The organism is Mycolicibacterium sp. XJ879 (genome assembly GCF_053483935.1).
On the sequence record NZ_JBEFTH010000004.1, the window covers coordinates 156331 to 174078 of the forward strand.

General features: G+C 65.1%; 18 protein-coding genes. 15 read left to right on the forward strand and 3 right to left on the reverse strand.

Annotated elements, in window-relative coordinates; all coding sequences use genetic code 11:
• Positions 1-9 precede the first annotated feature (9 nt).
• The 4 genes from ABQF13_RS11265 to ABQF13_RS11280 are packed head-to-tail and all read left to right on the forward strand — an operon-like array spanning position 10 to position 3475.
• Positions 10-1065 (forward strand): alpha/beta fold hydrolase, encoded by a 1056-nt coding sequence (locus tag ABQF13_RS11265; protein ID WP_448392825.1) that lies wholly within the window; start codon positions 10-12, stop codon positions 1063-1065.
• Entirely contained in the window at positions 1065-1577 is a 513-nt protein-coding gene (locus tag ABQF13_RS11270) for a flavin reductase family protein (protein WP_448392826.1), read from the forward strand. The genes ABQF13_RS11265 and ABQF13_RS11270 overlap by 1 nt, the downstream gene beginning before the upstream one ends.
• On the forward strand, positions 1574-2668 hold the full coding sequence (locus ABQF13_RS11275; RefSeq protein WP_448392827.1) for a 3,4-dihydroxy-2-butanone-4-phosphate synthase: 1095 nt from the start codon (positions 1574-1576) through the stop codon (positions 2666-2668). The genes ABQF13_RS11270 and ABQF13_RS11275 overlap by 4 nt, the downstream gene beginning before the upstream one ends.
• Positions 2669-2704: 36 nt before the next feature.
• Entirely contained in the window at positions 2705-3475 is a 771-nt protein-coding gene (locus ABQF13_RS11280) for a glucose 1-dehydrogenase (protein WP_448392828.1), read from the forward strand.
• A gap of 6 nt (positions 3476-3481) precedes the next feature.
• On the opposite strand, the gene ABQF13_RS11285 is transcribed toward ABQF13_RS11280, so the two are convergent.
• The 3 genes from ABQF13_RS11285 to ABQF13_RS11295 all read right to left on the reverse strand — a co-directional run bounded on the left by ABQF13_RS11285 (position 3482) and on the right by ABQF13_RS11295 (position 6533).
• The gene (locus ABQF13_RS11285) at positions 3482-4666 is read right to left on the reverse strand and encodes a TetR/AcrR family transcriptional regulator (RefSeq protein WP_448392829.1); all 1185 of its coding nucleotides are present in this window, start codon (positions 4664-4666) and stop codon (positions 3482-3484) included.
• An 83-nt stretch (positions 4667-4749) separates the two neighbouring features.
• Entirely contained in the window at positions 4750-5142 is a 393-nt protein-coding gene (locus ABQF13_RS11290) for a limonene-1,2-epoxide hydrolase family protein (RefSeq protein ID WP_448392830.1), read from the reverse strand.
• 209 nt (positions 5143-5351) lie between these two features.
• Positions 5352-6533 carry a LuxR C-terminal-related transcriptional regulator gene (locus ABQF13_RS11295; RefSeq protein ID WP_448392831.1) on the reverse strand — a complete coding sequence of 394 codons (1182 nt, stop codon included), beginning with the start codon at positions 6531-6533 and terminating at the stop codon, positions 5352-5354.
• A 125-nt stretch (positions 6534-6658) separates the two neighbouring features.
• Here ABQF13_RS11295 and ABQF13_RS11300 point away from each other — a divergent pair, with 125 nt between their 5' ends.
• From ABQF13_RS11300 to ABQF13_RS11350, 11 genes are all read left to right on the forward strand, one after another.
• The gene (locus tag ABQF13_RS11300) at positions 6659-7894 is read left to right on the forward strand and encodes a cytochrome P450 (RefSeq protein WP_448392832.1); all 1236 of its coding nucleotides are present in this window, start codon (positions 6659-6661) and stop codon (positions 7892-7894) included.
• Positions 7891-8304, forward strand: a complete 414-nt coding sequence (locus ABQF13_RS11305) for a nuclear transport factor 2 family protein (RefSeq protein WP_448392833.1) — start codon at positions 7891-7893, stop codon at positions 8302-8304. The genes ABQF13_RS11300 and ABQF13_RS11305 overlap by 4 nt, the downstream gene beginning before the upstream one ends.
• Entirely contained in the window at positions 8301-8495 is a 195-nt protein-coding gene (locus tag ABQF13_RS11310) for a ferredoxin (RefSeq protein WP_448392834.1), read from the forward strand. Before ABQF13_RS11305 ends, ABQF13_RS11310 begins: the two co-directional genes overlap by 4 nt.
• Positions 8496-8686: 191 nt before the next feature.
• Positions 8687-9460 (forward strand): MlaE family ABC transporter permease, encoded by a 774-nt coding sequence (locus ABQF13_RS11315; RefSeq protein ID WP_448393131.1) that lies wholly within the window; start codon positions 8687-8689, stop codon positions 9458-9460.
• A gap of 10 nt (positions 9461-9470) precedes the next feature.
• Positions 9471-10325, forward strand: coding sequence for an ABC transporter permease (locus tag ABQF13_RS11320; protein WP_448392835.1), 855 nt, complete (start codon positions 9471-9473; stop codon positions 10323-10325).
• 1 nt (position 10326) lies between these two features.
• A complete protein-coding gene (locus ABQF13_RS11325) occupies positions 10327-11691 on the forward strand; it encodes an MCE family protein (protein ID WP_448392836.1) in 1365 nt (454 codons plus the stop codon).
• Positions 11688-12716 carry an MCE family protein gene (locus ABQF13_RS11330; protein WP_448392837.1) on the forward strand — a complete coding sequence of 343 codons (1029 nt, stop codon included), beginning with the start codon at positions 11688-11690 and terminating at the stop codon, positions 12714-12716. The genes ABQF13_RS11325 and ABQF13_RS11330 overlap by 4 nt, the downstream gene beginning before the upstream one ends.
• On the forward strand, positions 12713-13960 hold the full coding sequence (locus tag ABQF13_RS11335) for an MCE family protein (RefSeq protein ID WP_448392838.1): 1248 nt from the start codon (positions 12713-12715) through the stop codon (positions 13958-13960). Before ABQF13_RS11330 ends, ABQF13_RS11335 begins: the two co-directional genes overlap by 4 nt.
• Positions 13957-15204, forward strand: a complete 1248-nt coding sequence (locus tag ABQF13_RS11340) for an MCE family protein (protein ID WP_448392839.1) — start codon at positions 13957-13959, stop codon at positions 15202-15204. The genes ABQF13_RS11335 and ABQF13_RS11340 overlap by 4 nt, the downstream gene beginning before the upstream one ends.
• Entirely contained in the window at positions 15201-16343 is a 1143-nt protein-coding gene (locus ABQF13_RS11345) for a virulence factor Mce family protein (RefSeq protein WP_448392840.1), read from the forward strand. Before ABQF13_RS11340 ends, ABQF13_RS11345 begins: the two co-directional genes overlap by 4 nt.
• Positions 16343-17746, forward strand: coding sequence for an MCE family protein (locus tag ABQF13_RS11350; protein ID WP_448392841.1), 1404 nt, complete (start codon positions 16343-16345; stop codon positions 17744-17746). Before ABQF13_RS11345 ends, ABQF13_RS11350 begins: the two co-directional genes overlap by 1 nt.
• The last annotated feature ends 2 nt before the right edge of the window (positions 17747-17748 follow it).

Below are 17748 nucleotides of genomic sequence, written 5' to 3' on the forward strand. Positions count from 1 at the left end.
ATGTCGAGAATGTCGCAGACCCATCGGTTGCTGAACTGCCGGGGCGCCCGGATCCATGCCGTGGAGGAAGGCGAGGGACCGCTGGTGATCCTGGTACACGGGTTCCCGGAGTCCTGGTACTCCTGGCGTCATCAGATTCCGGCGTTGGCCGGCGCGGGCTACCGGGTGGTTGCCATCGACCAGCGCGGCTACGGACGCTCGTCGAAGTACCGGGTGCAAAAGGCGTACCGCATCAAGGAATTGGTCGGGGACATCGTGGGCGTTCTCGACGCCTACGGTGAGAAGCAGGCAGTGGTGGTCGGTCACGACTGGGGCGCGCCGGTGGCGTGGACATTCGCCTGGTTGCACCCTGAACGCTGCCGCGGCGTCGTCGGCATCAGCGTTCCGTTCGCCGGGCGCGGCGTGATCGGCCTGCCCGGCAGCCCGTTCGGTGAGCGCAGGCCCAAGGACTACCACCTCGAGCTGGCGGGCCCCGGCAAGCTCTGGTATCAGGACTACTTCGCCGAACAAGACGCCGTCATCACCGAGATCGAAGAGGATCTGCGCGCCTGGTTGCTCGGGCTGACCTACACCGTGTCTGGTCAGGGGATGATCGCGGCCACGCAGGCGGCGGTGGCGGCCGGCGTCGACCTGGAATCGATGGACCCGATCGAGGTGATCCGCTCCGGCCCGCTGTGTCTGGCCGAGGGGGCCCGCCTCAAGGACGCGTTCATGTACCCGGAGACGATGCCGGACTGGTTCACCGAGGCCGATCTCGACTTCTACACCGCAGAGTTCGAACGGTCCGGGTTCGGCGGGCCGCTGAGTTTCTACCACAACATCGACAACGACTGGTGCGACCTCGCCGAGCAGGAAAACACGCCGCTGATCCCGCCGGCGTTGTTCATCGGGGGCCAGTACGACGTCGGAACGACGTGGGGCGCCGAGGCGGTGGAACGCGCGCATGAGGTGATGCCCAACTACTGCGGCACCCACATGATCGCCGATGTCGGGCACTGGATCCAACAAGAGGAGCCCAAGGAGACCAACCGGTTACTGCTCGATTTCCTGGCGGGACTGCGCTAATGGCCCTGCGCCCCGTTCCCATCGACGGCGCCGAACTGCGACAGGTCTACGGCTGTTACCCGTCCGGGGTGGCCGCCGTGTGCGCGATGGTCCACGGTGAGCCGGTCGGGTTGGCCGCCAGTTCGTTCACGTCGGTTTCGGTCGAACCGCCACTGGTCTCGATCTGCATCCGAAACGACTCCAGGACATGGCCGCGACTGAAAAGGGCGGCGCGGCTGGGCTTGAGCGTGCTGGCGGAGAACCACGCTGAGGCGTGCCGCAGCCTGTCACGCAAAGACGGTGACAGGTTCGCCGGTGTGCCCTGGACGGAGCTGGCGAACGGAGCGGTGTTCGTGTCCAGGGCGAGCGCCTGGTTGGACTGTCGGCCGCGCACCGAAGTGCGGGCCGGTGATCACACGATCGTGGTCCTCGAGGTCTGTGCCTTGGACGCAGATGCCGAGATTGCGCCACTGGTGTTCCATGGCAGCCGCTTTCGCCGGATCGCCTGCGCAGACTTGCAGGAGCAGACATGAAGACGACCGATACCAGGGTGCGCCGCGCGATCACCGCGGTGGGCGCCGGCCGCCCGGTCGTGGTGACCATGGGCCCCGAGCACGACCATGAGGGATACCTCGCCTTCGCCGCCGAAGCCGCCACACCACGGCTGCTGGCCTTCACGGTTCGGCATACTTCGGGCTATGTCAGGGTCGCGCTGCCGACCGCCGAGTGCGAGCGACTGAACCTGCCACCGATATGCCACCGCGGCAATGCCGGATCAGGTGCGCGGTCCGATGCGAGTGCGCACCGGGTGACGGTCGACTGGAAGGGGACCGGCACCGGCATATCGGCGACCGACCGTGCCGCGACCATCGCGGCGCTGGCAGCCAAAACCGCTGACTCAGTGGACTTTCGCCGACCCGGACATGTGGTTCCGGTCGAGGTGGCACCCGGCGGCGTACTCGGGCGGCCGGGTCCCGCCGAGGCCGCGCTCGACCTCGCCCGCCTCGCGGGCCGGCGAGAGGCGGCGGGGTTGTGCGACATCGTGTCGCGCCAGCGTCCCAACGGGATGGCCCGGAGCGGCGAGCTCCTCGAGTTCGCCCTCGAGCACGGTTTGGCGGTTGTTTCCGTCGCGGAGCTCGTCAGCTACCGGCGCCGCACCGAACCTCAGGTCGTACGGATGGCAGAAACGGTGTTGCCCAACCGGGGCAGCAGGTTCCGTGTCATGGGTTTCCGCGAGACACACGGCGACGGTGAGCACCTCGCCGTCATCGTCGGCGACGTCGGAGCCGGGGTGCCGGTACCGCTGCACGTCCACGTCGAGTGCCTGTCGTCAGATGTGTTCGGGTCGACCGCCTGCCGGTGCGGTACCACCCTGGACAACGCGCTGAGCGAGATGCGGGCACGCGACGGCGGGGTCGTCGTTTACCTCCGCCCCGCCGGCCCCATGCGTGCCTGCGGCCTGACCGACACCGAAGAGGTTGATTCAGAAGAGCTGTCGCAGACGGTGGCGTGGATTCTGCGCGATCTCGGGGTCTACACCGTCAGGCTGGCCGATGACGAACCGGGATTCGGTTTGGTGATTTTCGGGGCGATTCGCGAGCATGGGCTACGGGTCGCGGGGTGAAATGGCAGCCATGACGACACCACCCAAGGGAGTTCGATGACATATCCAGACCTGGCCGGCAAGACGGCGATCGTGACCGGAGCGGGCGCAGGGATCGGCCTGGCGATCGCGGAACGGCTTGGCGCCGAGGGCTGTCGGGTGTTGTGCGCCGATATCGACGCCGGGTCCGCCGAGGCCGCGGCAGCGAAGGTCGGTGGCGGTGCGGTCGCGCATCGCGTCGACGTCAGCGACGAACAGCAGGTGATCGCCATGGTCGATGCCTGTACGGCGGCCTTCGGAGGCGTCGACAAGCTGGTAGCCAATGCCGGTGTGGTGCACTTCGCTTCGGTGCTCGACACCGCGCTCGAGGATTTCGACCGCGTGATCCAAATCAACCTACGTGGTGCCTGGTTGTGTACCAAGCATGCGGCGCCGAAGATGATCGAACGCGGTGGCGGCGCCATCGTCAATATGTCCTCGCTGGCCGGGCTCAAGGCGGCAGGCGGCACCTCGGCCTACGGTATGTCCAAGGCGGGGATCATCCACCTGAGTCGCGTCACCGCCGCCGAATTACGTTCGGCGAACGTGCGATCCAACGCCGTGCTGCCCGCTTTCGTGGACACCCCGATGCAACGGACGGCGATGACGACCTTCGATGAGGCGCTCGGCGAAGGCGGAGCCGACTCGATGATCGATCGTTTGCAGGGCCGGATGGCCGGTCCCGAGGAGATGGCCGGGGTGGTGGCCTTTCTGCTGTCCGATGATGCCTCGATGGTCAACGGCAGCGCACAGCTCGCGGACGGCGGCACCGCCGCCGCGCTGTGGTGACGACCGTCAGCGTCTGCTGGTCAGGATGGCCAGTGCCAGGGCGGTGATCTCGTCGGTCACCCCCGCATATTGCGTCAGCCGCCATGTCCGCGCCACATCGTCGACAAAGCTGTCGGCCGCCGCTACCAGCAGGCGGGCCTGCGCCGGGGTGGTCTCGGGCACCAGCTTGCGGATGAGCTCCGTCCACACCGCCTCGCGGTCCGCCTGGCTCCTGAGGTAGCTCTCGCGCACCTCCTCGGAGGCATGGGCGAGTTCGGTGATCGACACCGACACCAGGTCCGGGTCGTCGAGGCTGACACGGACCCGTCCGGCGACCAGTCGCTGCAGCCGTGCGGCCTCGTCACCGTCGGCCCGCAATGCTCGGACGCATTCAAGCGTCCACCATTCGTGCAGACGGCGGATCAGCGTGTCCAGGATCGCCTGCTTGGAAGAGAACGACCGGTACAAACCCGGGCCCGCAATACCGACCGACTTCCCGATCTCGCTGGTGCTGACAGCCGGGTAGCCCTGTGCGCGGAACAACCGCGCACCAGCCGCCAGCAGTGTCTCGTGCCGGGAGAACAGCGCGCGTTCGGGATGGGCGGTCGCGATATTGGAAGTCAGGTCGCTGACCGGCGCTGTCCGTGCGGCAGCCATACAGGCTTGGTAGAGAAGGTCTTTGAGCTCTTCCCGCGGGAGGGTGTGGGAGTGGCGGCCGAGGCTGGTCAACGTGCTCGAGACCGCCCAAGCGCGGAGCCTGGAATGCCGGTCGCTCAGCTCGGGCACTTCCAACCGGATGCCGGCCTGCATGCCCGCGACGATGGTGTTGATCCTGCTGCGCACCTGCGCCCGGTCGGCGTCGTTGAGGTAGCGCGCCTCGCGCTGCCACAACACCGTCAACGCGCGGGTCGCGACGGCAGCGGTGATCAGGTCCGGCAATTGGTCTCGCAGCGGTTGATCCGTCGAGTCCGGATCCCGACCCAGGACGGACTGGTACTCGTCCTGCGCGGTGATGATCACCGCGGCGAGCAGCGCCTGCTTGTTTTCGTAGTGCCGGTACAGCGCGCGGGCCGTGACACCGGCGGCCTCGGCGATCTCCTCGAGTCGGACCGAGTGAAAGCCGCGTTCGGTGAAGAGGCGGACCGCCTGGCGCAGGATCTGCTTTTTGCGATCCTTCGGCCGGCGTTTGACCGTGCCGACGACGGGTTCCATGTCGGAGGTCCTCCCTTCGCACCCTCGCAACCGGCCGACGTTAGCGGCTTCAATCCTGCCAGAAGTCGCTCACCGCAGATCCGCTACAGTTTGACCCCGCTCTGGCGCTCGAAGTCGGCGAGGTCGAAGTAATCGCTGAACCGTTTGATCTTGCCGTCCTCGACCACGAACACACCGGTCACCGGCAGTTCGACCTTGCCGCCCTCGGTGAGCGTGAAGTAGTCGACCCGTTCGGCCAGCACCAGCCCTGGCGCCGCGGCGAGCGCGACGACGTCCAGTTTGGCCTCGGTGAACGCGTCGAGGAACGCCTGAAAGATCCCACGTATGGCGGTGATACCGACAATCGGGTCGACCGGCACGTTGTGGTAGACGGCGTCGTCTGCGAACGCAGAGCAGATCGCATCGAGATCTCTCGTCATCCAGGAGTCAAGGAAATCGCGGACGAGCCTTTCGGTGGCTTGTGCAGTGTCGGTCATCGGCAGCCTCCTTCGAACCGGTCATAACTGATCCAGCATCATGGTACTGCCAAGCGACTTAGCGCTCGGCAATATCTTATATTTCAATCGAAATTACTCAATAGGAACTGGTGTCAGCTGATACTGGTGATAGACATAATCCTCAGCTGGGCTGCACCATCCGTTGATTCGGTGCCAGCGGTTGCGCCGGGTAGTGAAAGCTGTTCGGATCAGCTGAGTTCGGGAACACTGGCCAAACGCACGTAGGCCGACGCTGCCTCTGCGCGGTTGGTCGCGTTGAGCTTGCGCAGCACCCTCTTGACGTGGGACTTGACCGTGCCCGCCGATATCACCAGTTCATCGGCGATCTGTTGGTTCGTGCGACCGGCTGCCATCAGCCGAAGCACCTCGACCTCGCGGCGCGTGAGGATGGTCATCACCCTCGTCTGCACCTCGGCCAACGACCGCGCCGCCGGACTGCGCTCCAGGGGTTCGATCTTGCGCAGGTCCAGATCGGCGTCTTGTAACGCACGAGCCGCCTCGTCCGCGGAAGCCAGTGCGTTACGCACCTCCGCGTGCTGGCGGCGCATCCGTTCCAGCAGCACCGTGCGCTCGTAGGCATACCCGAACCCCTCTGCGAACGCCCACACCGTGTCGCGGTCGATCTCGTCGACCAGGCGGCCCGAATACAGCCGGTCGGCATGCAGGAAACCGATCACCTTGCCGGTCGGCATCACCGGTGCCGCCACGTAGGAATGAGTCATCGAGAAGTCGACGATCGGCCTGTTGACGCGGGGATCGTTGCGGGCGTCCCGGACAATCGCCGGTGCGTGGCGGCGGATCATCTGTGTCTCCAACAGCATGTGATCCAGCGGCGGCGCCACGGACTGTGCGAATGCGACCATCTTCTCGGCACCCTCGCAATCGTCGCCGAAATAGGCCGACTCCATGAACATCCGGCCCTCGTGCACGCGGAAAAGTACGGCGCGATCAAATCCGCACGACGCCACCAACTCTCGCGGCGCCCGGTCCACGATCGTCGCGACATCATCGACCACCCGCAGCTTGCTCAACGCCTCCTGGACCTGTAACAGCGCGAAAGTGCGCCGCCGCGCGCCGTCCTCGATCAGCTCCCGTTCGAGTGAACACAAGTCGAGCACCGACTCCAGCGCGACGATCGCCTCTTCGTCACCACAGGCCTCCAACGCGTTTCGTACCTCGGTGGCCTTGCTGTCGATAGCCTCCGAAACCACGGCCATCGGATCGTCGGTAGGGTCGACACCCCAACCCCGAAACACCTCTCGGTACCGGCGGGCAGCCTCACTTTCCTCAGCCGGACGTGACGCCCAGCCGGGATGGCCCGCCAACGTCTCGCCCGACTCGGCGTCCCGTGTGCCGTCGGCGATGATCATGGTGTCCACTGTGCCCCGACCGCGGTGTCGTTGCGGTCAGAACCGCAAATTGCCCTCGTACGGGGGTAGGAGTACTCCCCAACGGGGGATCGCTTTGCTGGCGTGGCTGTCCGAGGCTAAGAGACATGTCATCCACCACCGTTTCAGCGCTGGAAATGCTGACCACGCCACAGGGCGTCGCCGACCCGTATCCGCTGTACGACCAGCTGCGCGCGTCCTCCCCGGTCGCGGGCTACCGCGACTGGCCGCCGGGGACCGTGCCCGGGGCCGATGAGCCCGTCACCGCATGGGCGCTGTTCCGCTACGACCAGGTACTCGAGGCCGCGCGCGACAGTGCCACGTTCTCGTCGCGGGACCCGCTGCAAGAGGCCTCCTCCGCGCCCAGCCTGATGCTGGTCAACACGGATCCACCCAAACACGAGGTGGAGCGAAAGTTGGTCTCACAAGCGTTTTCTCCCCGTCGGGTGAGGCGGCTGGAACCCTGGCTCGACGGGTTGATCCCCCAGTTGCTCGACGATCTCGGCGAGGGAGAAGTGGACGTGATGCCGTTCGCTGCCGAAATACCCACCCGGGCCATGGTGCGGCTGCTGGGCCTGCCCGAAGGCGACCACGTCCGCTTCAAGAAATGGGCCAACGCGTTCATGCTGAGCTCGCCGCTGACGCCGCAGGAACGTATCGCAAGCAACGAGGAAATGGTTGCGACCTTCGCCGCCAGGCTCGCCGACCACACGTCACTGGTCGCCCAACAAACGACGAGCGAGGACGTCGAGGACGCCGAAGACCTCATATCGGCGTTGTTGCGTGCCGAAGTCGACGGTCAACGGCTGACCCCGGAGGAGATCGTCCGGTTCTGCGTCACGCTGGTGGTCGCCGGCAGTGAGACCACGACGTTTCTGATCGGCAACCTGTTGCACGCCCTGGCGCGCGAACCCGAAATCGCCGCACGGGTCCGTGCCGATCGGTCGCTGCTGACGGTCTTCATCGAGGAGACGATGCGGCTCGACGGACCTCCGCAGCGGCTGTTTCGGATCGCCACCCGCGATGTGGAGGTGGGCGGCAAGCCGATCCGCGCGGGTGACTGGGTGGCGCTGTTCTTCGGGTCGGCCAACCGCGATCCCGCGGTATTTCCCAACCCGTCACGGCTCGACATCGATCGGCCGAACCTGCGCAAGCAGCTCTCGTTCGGTTCCGGGTTGCACTTCTGTCTCGGATCTTCGCTGGCCCGGCTGGAAGTCAGCGCGATGCTCAACGCGGTACTCAACCGTTACCAGCACATCGAGTTGAGCGATGACCCCGGCACAAAGCAGACCGCCAGCCTGCTGACGCACGCGTATGTCCGGCTACCCCTGCGGCTGTCATGACCACCATCGCCAACGAAGCACGCAACATCGAAGCGACGAAGGCGATCTACGCCGCCGTGCCCGCGGGCGACCTGAACGCCGCGCTGGAGCACATGGATCCCGATGTGCGGATCACCTATTACGGCACCGAGGTCATCCCGTACGCCGGTGATTATCACGGCATCGCCGAGGCGGTGACCTTCTTCACCAAGGTGGGCGAGACCATCCAAATCGTCGAGATGGAACCGTGGAAGTTCATCGCAGACGGTGACGAGCTCGCCGTCTGGGGCCGGCAGCGCTTCCGCAAGCTCGACACCGGTTACGAATGGCAGTCGGAATTCGCACACATCATCACACTTCGTCAGGGGCGCTGGCTGCATTTCCGCGACTTCATGAACTCCGCCCTGACCCAGGAGGCGTTCAGCCGATGAAGGTCACCGCCGACCGCGAGATCTGCATGTCGGCAGGAATGTGCGTGATGACCGCCGACGGGTTCTTCGATCAGGACGAGGACGGTGTCGTCGTGCTCGTGTCGGACGTGGTGCCCGACGATATGCGGGCGCGGGTCCGACTCGCCATCGGGCTGTGCCCGTCGGGGGCCCTGCAGATGTTGACTCCATGACCGCCCTGGCGCGGATGCAGGCGATATCAACAAGATACTTACCTAGAGCTAAATTACTGTTACAACCAAAATCCCCGGAATATAGGATGCGCTGAGAGCGTACTGGCTATGGACATAAGGGTGGCGCGGCGCGTACACTCGCCAATGTCACTGGTCCACATCGACCTGTTCGGAGGGAGGTGCGAGACGCCATGTTGATGGCCGCGCAGACGGCGACCAAGCCGATACGTGCGATCGGCGGCGTGTTCGCGATGTCGCTGGACACCTTCGTCTTGATGTTCAAGCGGCCGTTCGCCTGGCGCGAATACGTTATTCAAACGTGGTTCGTCGCGCGTGTTTCGGTGCTGCCGGCGCTGATGCTGACGATGCCGTACTCGGTACTGCTTGTGTTCACGTTCAATATCCTGCTCAATGAGTTTGGCGCCACCGACTTTTCGGGAACCGGTGCGGCAATCGGAACGGTGAACCAGATCGGGCCGATCGTGACGGTGCTGGTGGTCTCCGGAGCCGGGGCGACCGCGATGTGTGCCGATCTCGGCGCCCGCACGATACGCGACGAGCTCGACGCGCTCCGCGTCATGGGTATCAACCCGATACAGGCGTTGGTCGTGCCTCGTGTGCTCGCCGCGACAACCGTCGCTCTGGCGTTAGCGGCATCGGTGATCATCGTCGGCCTGACGGGCGCGTTCTTCTTCTGCGTGTATATCCAGAACGTCTCAGCTGGTGCCTTTATCTCCGGCCTCACCCTGCTCACCGGGGCCGGGGATGTCATCGTGTCGCTGACCAAGGCAACGCTTTTCGGTTTGGCCGCCGGGCTGATCGCCTGCTACAAGGGAATCTCCGTCGACGGCGGACCTGCAGGCGTAGGCAATGCGGTCAACGAGACGGTCGTCTTCACCTTCATGGTGTTGTTCGCGATCAACGTTCTCGTCACCGCGGTCGGTATCCAGTTCACGGTGTCGTGAGGCGATACCCATGAGTGTCGGGATACCCAGCAAGCCGTTCGGACGGACGGCGCGCATTGTCGACGGGTTCGTCGCCGGCTGGAACCGCATCGGAGGGCAAGCCAGGTTCTACGCCAACACGTTGGCGGCGATTCCCGATGCCGTCGTCCATTACCGCACCGAGCTGTTCCGTTTGATCGCCCAAATGGGGCTGGGCAGCGGAGCACTGGCTGTTGTGGGCGGAACCGTGGCGATCGTCGGGTTCCTCACCATGACGACCGGCGCCCTGGTTGCGGTGCAGGGCTACAACCAGTTGGCGTCGGTGGGGTTCGAGGCGCTGACCGGGTTCGCCTCGGCATTCTTCAACGTCCGGCTGATCGTGCCAGGCACCACGTCGGTGGCGTTGTCGGCCACCATCGGCGCCGGGGCCACCGCCCAACTGGGCGCGATGCGGATCAACGAGGAGATCGACGCGCTCGAGGTGATCGGGATCCGCAGTATCACCTACCTCGCCGCGACGCGTGTCCTCGCGGGCGTGGTGGTCGTCATCCCGCTGTACTGCGTGGCGGTGATGATGGCGTTTCTTGCGGCCCGGTTCGGCACCACCGTCATCTACGGTCAGGGCTCAGGTGTGTACGACCATTACTTCGGAACATTCCTCAACCCGACGGACCTGATCTGGTCCTTCTTCCAGTGCGTGGCAATGACGGTCGTCATCATGCTCGTGCACACCTTCTACGGCTTCACCGCATCGGGTGGACCCGCTGGTGTCGGTGAGGCGGTGGGCCGCGCGGTGCGCACATCGATGGTTGTCGCTGCGGTTGAAATCGTGATGATCTCACTGGCCGTCTACGGTCAGTCAGGCAATTTCAACCTGGCGGGTTGACATGCGGCCGCGCAAGGGTGAAGCCCGCCTCCACAATGCATGGTGGACCGCCATTCTGCTCGCTGTGATCGCCGGCTTCTTCCTCGTCACCGCCAACGTCTACAACGGTACGTTCCACTCTTATGTACCAGTCACTTTGACGTCGGATCGGTCCGGGCTGGTGATGGAAACCGGTGCCAAGGTCAAGCTGCGCGGCGTCGAGGTCGGCCGGGTCCGCGACATCACCGGCGGTGATGGCCGCGCGACGCTGGAACTGGCCATCGAGCCGAAGCAGATCCAGTTCATCCCGGCCAACGTGCAGGCACAGATCCAGGCCACCACCGCGTTCGGCGCGAAGTTCGTCGACCTGGTGTACCCACCGGACCCCAGCCCGGTCCCGCTGGCCGCCGGTGCGACGCTGCAGTCAGCCAACGTCAGCACCGAGGTCAACACCATCTTCGAGAACCTCTCGGATCTCCTGCAGATGATCGATCCGGCAAAGCTCAACGCGGTGCTCACCGCCGTCGCTGACGGCGTGCGCGGCCAGGGTGAACGGATTGGGCAGGCCACCACCGACATGAACGTCGTGCTCACCGCGCTCAACGACCGCAACGAAACCATCCGCCAGGACTGGCGGTCCTTCAAAGGGTTCAACGACAGCTATGCCGCGGCCGCCTCCGACATCGTGACGATCCTCGACGGTGCGAGCACCACCAGCAAGACCGTCGTCGACCAGGCGGCACACCTGGATGCCCTGCTGCTCAACACGATCGGGTTGGCCACCTCCGGAACCGAGTTGCTCGCGTCGAGCAAGGACAGCCTGGTGGGTCTGGTCAGTGTGCTCGAGCCTACGACGGGTCTGCTGAACCAGTACAGCCCCGTCTACACCTGCTGGTTGCAAGGCGCAAAGTGGTTCCTCGACAACGGCGGGTACGACGTCTGGGGCGGTGCCAACGGCCGCTCGATCCAGCTCGATGTCGGTCTGCTGTTCGGTAACGACCCCTACGCCTACCCGAACCACCTGCCCGCCATCGCCGCGAAAGGGGGGCCAGGTGGAAAGCCCGGCTGCGGGTCACTGCCGGACGCCACCAAGAACTTCCCCGTACGCCAGCTCATCACCAACACCGGCTGGGGAACCGGGCTGGACATCCGGCCGAATCCCGGTATCGGCCAGCGCTGTTGGGCCAACTACCTCCCGGTTACCCGCGCGGTACCCGAGCCGCCGAGCATCAGGCAGTGCCTGCCCGGACCTGCGCCGGGGCCGATCCCGTACCCGGGAGCGCCGCCCTACGGGGCGGCCCGGTACGGCCCCGGTGGGGTGCCGCTATGGCCAGGAGTACCACCGGCCGCTGACCCGGCCGCACCGAGCTCGGGAGACCATCCATGAGGGACAACTTCAAAGGTGCTGCGTGGCGTCTGCTGATCTTCCTGACGGTGTGTGCGTTCGGAACCTTTGCGTTGTTGACGGTGTTCGCCGAGTTCCGATTCGGCGGTGGCGACAGATATCTCGCTGAGTTCACCAATGTGTCGGGTCTCAAAGACGACGACATGGTGCGCATCGCCGGCGTGGAGGTCGGCACGGTGAAAGCCATTTCGTTCAATGCCGACTCCACCGTGAGAGTCGAGTTCAGCACCGAGAACTCCGTCGTTCTCACGGAGGCTACCCGTGCCGCAGTCCGCTATGACAATGTGATTGGCGGGCGCTATCTGGCCTTGGAGGAGGGTGCCGGCGGAGTTCGTCAGCTGCAACCGGGCGGAACGATCCCGGTGGCGCGGACAGAGCCCGCGCTCGACCTGGACTCGGTCATCGGCGGGTTCAAGCCGCTGTTTCGGGTGCTTGACCCCGAACAGGTCAATGCGCTCAGCGGGCAGTTGATCTCGGCCCTTCAGGGCCAGGGCGCAACCATCGGATCCTTTCTGCAGCAGGCGGCGATGGTGACCAACACCCTGGCTGACCGCGACATGCTGATCGGTGAGGTCATCGACAACCTCAACGTCGTGCTCGGCTCGCTCGGCAGTCAAACTGAGCGGCTCGATACGGCGGTGAGGTCGTTGTCAGAGCTGGTGGGCGGGCTGGCCGAACGCAAGAGCGACATCTCAACTGCGGTGGCCTACACCGATGCAGCCGCCAGTTCGGTTGCCGACCTGCTGGCCCAGTCGCGCCGGCCCTTCGCCAAGGTGGTCCGCGAAACCGACCGCGCCGCCGCCATCGCGGTGGCCGATCGCGACTATCTCGACACCCTGCTCAACACGTTGCCGGATAAGTACCGGGCGTTGGGCCGACAGGCCATCAGCGGCGACTTCTTCAGTTTCTATCTGTGCGAAATCGTGTTGAAACTCAACGGAAAAGGCGGTCAGCCGGTGTATGTCAAGATCGCCGATCAGGTTTCGGGGCGGTGCGCACCGAAATGAGATCCTTCACCGAGCGCAGCCAGCTGGCGATCGGAGCCGTCGGCGTCGTCGTGGTCTCCGCGGTGGTCATCGGCGCGCTGCAATACCAGAACCTTCCCGTGGTCAACCAGGTCAAGACCTACTCCGCCCACTTCGCCGACGCCGGCGGTTTGCTCACCGGTGCCACGGTGGAGGTTTCCGGATATCCGGCGGGCAGGGTGTCGTCCATCGAACTCGACGGAGCCGCCGTGCTGGTCCGGTTCAGCGTCGACAAGAACATCCGGATGGGGGAGGCGACCGAGGCCGCGATCAAGACCAAGAGCCTGCTGGGCACCAAAATGCTGGCCGTGCTGCCGCAGGGCGGCGGTGAACTCCACGGGCCTATTCCGCTTTCCCGCACTATCTCGCCCTACCAGCTGCCGGACGCGCTCGGTGATCTCGCCGAGACCATCAGCGGGCTGGACACAGATCAACTGTCGGAATCGTTGTCGACGTTGTCGGAGACCTTCGCCGACACTCCCGAGAAGCTGCGCAGCGCGGTGCACGGCGTGGCACGGTTCGCCCAGACTCTGAACACCCGCGACGCGCAGTTGCGCACCCTGCTCGACAACGCCGCCAAGGCCACTGGTGTCTTGGCGCACCGCAGCGACCAGATCGCGGGCCTGGTCTCCGCCACCAACGCGTTGTTGGCGCAACTGCGTACCCAGAGTGACGCGGTCAACCAGATCTGGGACAGTATGTCCTCGGCCGCAAGACAATTGAAGGCATTCATCACCGAAAACCGCCAGCAACTGCGGCCGGCGCTGGAAAAGCTCAACGTGGTCATGTCGATCATCGACAACCGCAAGGAACGGTTGCAGGAAGCGGTCACACTACTCAACAAATACGCGATGTCACTGGGTGAGGCGCTGTCGTCGGGTCCGTTCTTCAAGGCCTACGTGGTCAACCTCCTGCCCGGACAGTTCGTGCAGCCTTTCGTCGACGCGGCGTTCTCCGATCTCGGACTCGACCCCAACGTGCTGGCTCCTTCGCAGTTGACCGATCCGCAGACAGGCCAACCTGGTACGCCTGCGCTGCCGGTGCCGTACCCGCGCACCGGTCAGGGCGGTGCGCCCCATCTCACCCTGCCCGACGCCATCACCGGCAAACCGGGTGACCCACGCTATCCGTACCGCGAACCGCTGCCGGCGCCACCGCCTGGCGGGCCGCCACCGGGTCCACCCGCGCTGCCGGGCACCGCGACAGCGGGATCGGAGCAGCCATGACCGGGCCGCGCTGGTTGCGCACGGCGCTGGCCGCGGTACTGGCGGTAACACTCGCCGCCGGCGTCGTCGTGGTGGCTCGGTATATCGAGGCGGACGGGAAAATCTGGGTGACAGCGTATTTCGAGAACAGCAATGGTCTGTTCGCCGGGGATGACGTGCGTATCCTCGGGGTGCCGGTGGGACGCGTCGACCGCATCGAACCGCAGCCCACCCGCGCCAAGGTCTCCTTCTGGGTGGACCGCAAACATCCGGTGCCGGCCGACGCCAAAGCGGTGGTCCTCTCGCCGCAATTGGTGACCGGCAGGGCGATTCAGTTGACCCCGGTCTACACCGGCGGGCCCGCCATGCCCACCGGCGCGGTGATACCGCAGGAGCGCACCGCCGTTCCGGTGGAATGGGACGACGTCCGAATTCAACTGCAGCGCTTGACCGAACTTCTTCAGCCCACCGATCCGGGCGGCGTCAGCACGCTGGGCGCGGTGGTCAACACCGCGGCCGACAATCTGCGCGGGCAGGGCGCTGATATCCGCGAAACCGTCATCCGGCTGTCTTCGGCGCTGGCGACACTGGGCGAACACAGCTCCGACATCTTCACCACCTTCACCAACTTGTCGACACTGGTTTCCGCCCTGCACGACAGCGCCGAACTGCTCGAGCAGCTCAACGGAAACATGGCGGCAGTGACTTCGCTGATCGCCGACGATCCGCAGAAGGTCGCGCGCACGGTCGAGGATCTCGGAGATGTCATCGGCGACGTGCAGGGCTTCGCCGACGAGAATCGGGAAGCGATCGGCACCGCGACGGACCAGCTGGCGTCGATCAGCGACGTGTTGGTCGCCAGCCTGGACGATATCGAGCAGACACTGCACATCGCCCCCGGCACAGTCGCGAACTTCAATAACATCTTCGAGCCCGCCAACGGGGCGTTGACCGGCGCGTTGGCCGTCAACAACTTCGCCAACCCGATCAGCTTTCTGTGCGGTGCGGTTCAGGCGGCCTCCCGGCGCGGCGCCGAGCAGTCGGCAAAGCTTTGCGCGCAATACCTGGCCCCGATCGTCAAGAACCGGCAGTACAACTTTCCGCCGATCGGTGAGAACCTCCTCGTCGGAGCACAAGCCAGACCCAACGAGGTCACCTACAGCGAAGCCTGGTTGCGCCCCGACTACGTGCCGCCAGCACTCCCGACTGATCCCGCAGCCGGTCTGTCGGGAATGATGGTCCCTGCCAACGGAGAAGGCCCATGAGATGGATCTGGTGGCGCCGCATCGTCGCGGCCTGCGCCGCGACCGCGATGGCGGCGGCGGTTGCCGGTTGTGGGGACTGGCGCGGGCTGAACTCGTTGCAGATGCCGGGCACCGCAGGCGGTGGTCCCGGGTCGTTCGTGATCCAGGCACAACTACCCGATGTCAACAACATCCAGCCGAACTCACGCGTCCGTGTCGGCGATGTCGACGTCGGCACCGTGACCAACATCGAGCGTCAGGGCTGGCACGCGCTGCTGACGATGCGGATTGACGGTGACGTCGAGCTGCCGGAAAACTCCACCGTCACAATAGGTCTGACCAGCCTGCTGGGCTCTTTGCACATCGAGCTGAGCCCACCCGCAGACGCGGCGCCGCAGGGCAGGCTGCACGACGGCTCCCTGATTCCGCTCTCGCGTGGTGACGCATTCCCGAGCACCGAGCAAACCCTGGCGGCACTGTCCGTGGTGCTCAACGGGGGAGGGCTGGCCCAGGTGCAGGACATCACCGCGGCGCTGGCCACCGCGTTCCGTGGCCGCGAAGACGACCTGCGCGGCGTGATCGGTCAGCTGGAAACGTTTACCCGTAACCTCAACGACCAGACCGGCGACATCATCGCCGCCACCGAAAGCCTCAACGACCTGGTCGGCACGTTCGCCGCCCAGCGACCGGTGCTCGACCACGCGCTGCAGACCATTCCGGATGCGTTGGCCGTACTCAATGGTCAGCGGCACGACCTGATCGAAGCCGCCGACCGGTTCGGCACGTTCAGCGCGTTGACCGTGGACTCGGTCAACAAGACCAAGGACAACTTGGTCAAGGAACTCGACGATCTCGGCCCGGTGCTGGAGTCGCTCGCCGACGCCGGGCCGAGCATGACGCGGGCGTTGTCACTGATCCTCACCTTTCCGTTTCCGAACGAGACCATCGAGAAATGGCAACGCGGTGACTACGCGAACCTGACCGCGATCGCCGATCTGACGCTGAGCCGGATCGACGCAGGCATGTTCACCGGAACCCGTTGGGAAGGTGATCTCACCCAACTTGAACTGCAGTGGGGCCGCACCATCGGGCAGTTCCCCAGCCCCTACACCCACGCCAACCCGTTGACCGTGCCGTACCGAACCGATCAGGGGCCGTAGTGCGACTGGACAGGAGGATACAGATCCAACTCGCCGTCTTCAGCACGATCGCGTTGGCGGCGATGGGGTTGATGGGTCTGCACTTCATGAAGCTGCCCGCCAAGTTGTTCGGCATCGGCCAGTACCAGGTCATTTTGGAGTTGCCGCAGACCGGCGGGCTGTACAGCGGAGGCAACGTCACATACCGCGGCACCGAGGTCGGCCGGGTCGACGACGTGCGGCTCACACGGTCCGGAGTCGAGGCCGTCTTATCGCTCAAGCGCGGCATCGACATCCCGTCGGATCTGCGCGCGGAAGTGCACAGCCAGTCGGCGATCGGCGAACAGTACGTAGCGTTGTTGCCACGCACCGGCGATGCCCCGCCGCTGCGCAACGGTGACGTCATCGCGCTTGCCGACACGTCGGTGCCGCCCGACGTCAACACGCTTCTCGCCGACGCCAACGCCGGTTTGCAGGCCATCCCGCGCGACAACCTCAAGACCGTCATCGACGAGTCCTACACCGCCGTCGGAGGGCTCGGCCCTGAGCTGTCCCGGATCGTCTCGGGGGCAACCGATCTCGCGATAGAAGCTCGCGAGCACCTCGACCCGCTGATCACGCTGATCGATCAGTCCCGGCCCGTGCTGGATTCGCAAACCCGCACCTCGGCGGCCATCAATGCGTGGGCGGCACAAGTCGCCACTGTCACCAGCCAGCTTCAGACGCATGACCGGACCGTCGCCCGCGTGATCGACGACGGAGCGGAAGCGGCCGACGCGGTGCGTCAGGTCGTCGACCGGATCAAGCCGACGCTGCCGGTCATGCTGGCCAACCTGGTCAGCGTCGGGCAGGTGGCCGTTGCCTACCACGACAACATCGAACAGCTGTTGGTGCTCTTTCCCCAGGTGATATCGGCTGAACAAGCCGGCCTGGTCGCCAACCACAACACCAAACAGGACTACAAGGGGCAGTACCTGAGCTTCAACCTCAACATCAACCTACCGCCGCCGTGCACAACGGGTTTCCTGCCCGCACAGCAACAACGCTCCGCGGTCTTCGAAGACCACCCGGACCGTCCCGAAGGCGACCTGTATTGCCGTGTCCCGCAAGACTCGCAATTCAATGTGCGCGGCGCGCGTAACACGCCGTGTGCGACCGTGCCGGGTAAACGCGCGCCGACCGTTGCGCTGTGCGAGAGCGACGAAGAGTATGTGCCGCTCAACGACGGCCTCAACTGGAAGGGTGACCCGAACGCCACGCTGTCGGGGCAGGCGGTACCACATGTGTCGCCGCCAGCTGCCGTCGAATACGATCCGGCCACCGGTGGTTTCACCGGCCCCGACGGCCGCCACTACACACAGTCAGACCTGGCGGCAGGAGCGGGACCCGACAAGTCGTGGCAGAACATGCTGCTGCCGCCCTGACA

What these genes read in the sequence shown, in the direction of transcription:
- ABQF13_RS11265 (WP_448392825.1), top strand. Translation starts at nt 10, where the DNA reads ATGTCGCAGACCCATCGGTTGCTGAACTGCCGGGGCGCCCGGATCCAT.
- ABQF13_RS11270 (WP_448392826.1), top strand. Translation starts at nt 1,065, where the DNA reads ATGGCCCTGCGCCCCGTTCCCATCGACGGCGCCGAACTGCGACAGGTC.
- ABQF13_RS11275 (WP_448392827.1), top strand. Translation starts at nt 1,574, where the DNA reads ATGAAGACGACCGATACCAGGGTGCGCCGCGCGATCACCGCGGTGGGC.
- ABQF13_RS11280 (WP_448392828.1), top strand. Translation starts at nt 2,705, where the DNA reads ATGACATATCCAGACCTGGCCGGCAAGACGGCGATCGTGACCGGAGCG.
- ABQF13_RS11285 (WP_448392829.1), bottom strand. Translation starts at nt 4,666, where the DNA reads ATGGAACCCGTCGTCGGCACGGTCAAACGCCGGCCGAAGGATCGCAAA.
- ABQF13_RS11290 (WP_448392830.1), bottom strand. Translation starts at nt 5,142, where the DNA reads ATGACCGACACTGCACAAGCCACCGAAAGGCTCGTCCGCGATTTCCTT.
- ABQF13_RS11295 (WP_448392831.1), bottom strand. Translation starts at nt 6,533, where the DNA reads ATGATCATCGCCGACGGCACACGGGACGCCGAGTCGGGCGAGACGTTG.
- ABQF13_RS11300 (WP_448392832.1), top strand. Translation starts at nt 6,659, where the DNA reads ATGTCATCCACCACCGTTTCAGCGCTGGAAATGCTGACCACGCCACAG.
- ABQF13_RS11305 (WP_448392833.1), top strand. Translation starts at nt 7,891, where the DNA reads ATGACCACCATCGCCAACGAAGCACGCAACATCGAAGCGACGAAGGCG.
- ABQF13_RS11310 (WP_448392834.1), top strand. Translation starts at nt 8,301, where the DNA reads ATGAAGGTCACCGCCGACCGCGAGATCTGCATGTCGGCAGGAATGTGC.
- ABQF13_RS11315 (WP_448393131.1), top strand. Translation starts at nt 8,687, where the DNA reads ATGTTGATGGCCGCGCAGACGGCGACCAAGCCGATACGTGCGATCGGC.
- ABQF13_RS11320 (WP_448392835.1), top strand. Translation starts at nt 9,471, where the DNA reads ATGAGTGTCGGGATACCCAGCAAGCCGTTCGGACGGACGGCGCGCATT.
- ABQF13_RS11325 (WP_448392836.1), top strand. Translation starts at nt 10,327, where the DNA reads ATGCGGCCGCGCAAGGGTGAAGCCCGCCTCCACAATGCATGGTGGACC.
- ABQF13_RS11330 (WP_448392837.1), top strand. Translation starts at nt 11,688, where the DNA reads ATGAGGGACAACTTCAAAGGTGCTGCGTGGCGTCTGCTGATCTTCCTG.
- ABQF13_RS11335 (WP_448392838.1), top strand. Translation starts at nt 12,713, where the DNA reads ATGAGATCCTTCACCGAGCGCAGCCAGCTGGCGATCGGAGCCGTCGGC.
- ABQF13_RS11340 (WP_448392839.1), top strand. Translation starts at nt 13,957, where the DNA reads ATGACCGGGCCGCGCTGGTTGCGCACGGCGCTGGCCGCGGTACTGGCG.
- ABQF13_RS11345 (WP_448392840.1), top strand. Translation starts at nt 15,201, where the DNA reads ATGAGATGGATCTGGTGGCGCCGCATCGTCGCGGCCTGCGCCGCGACC.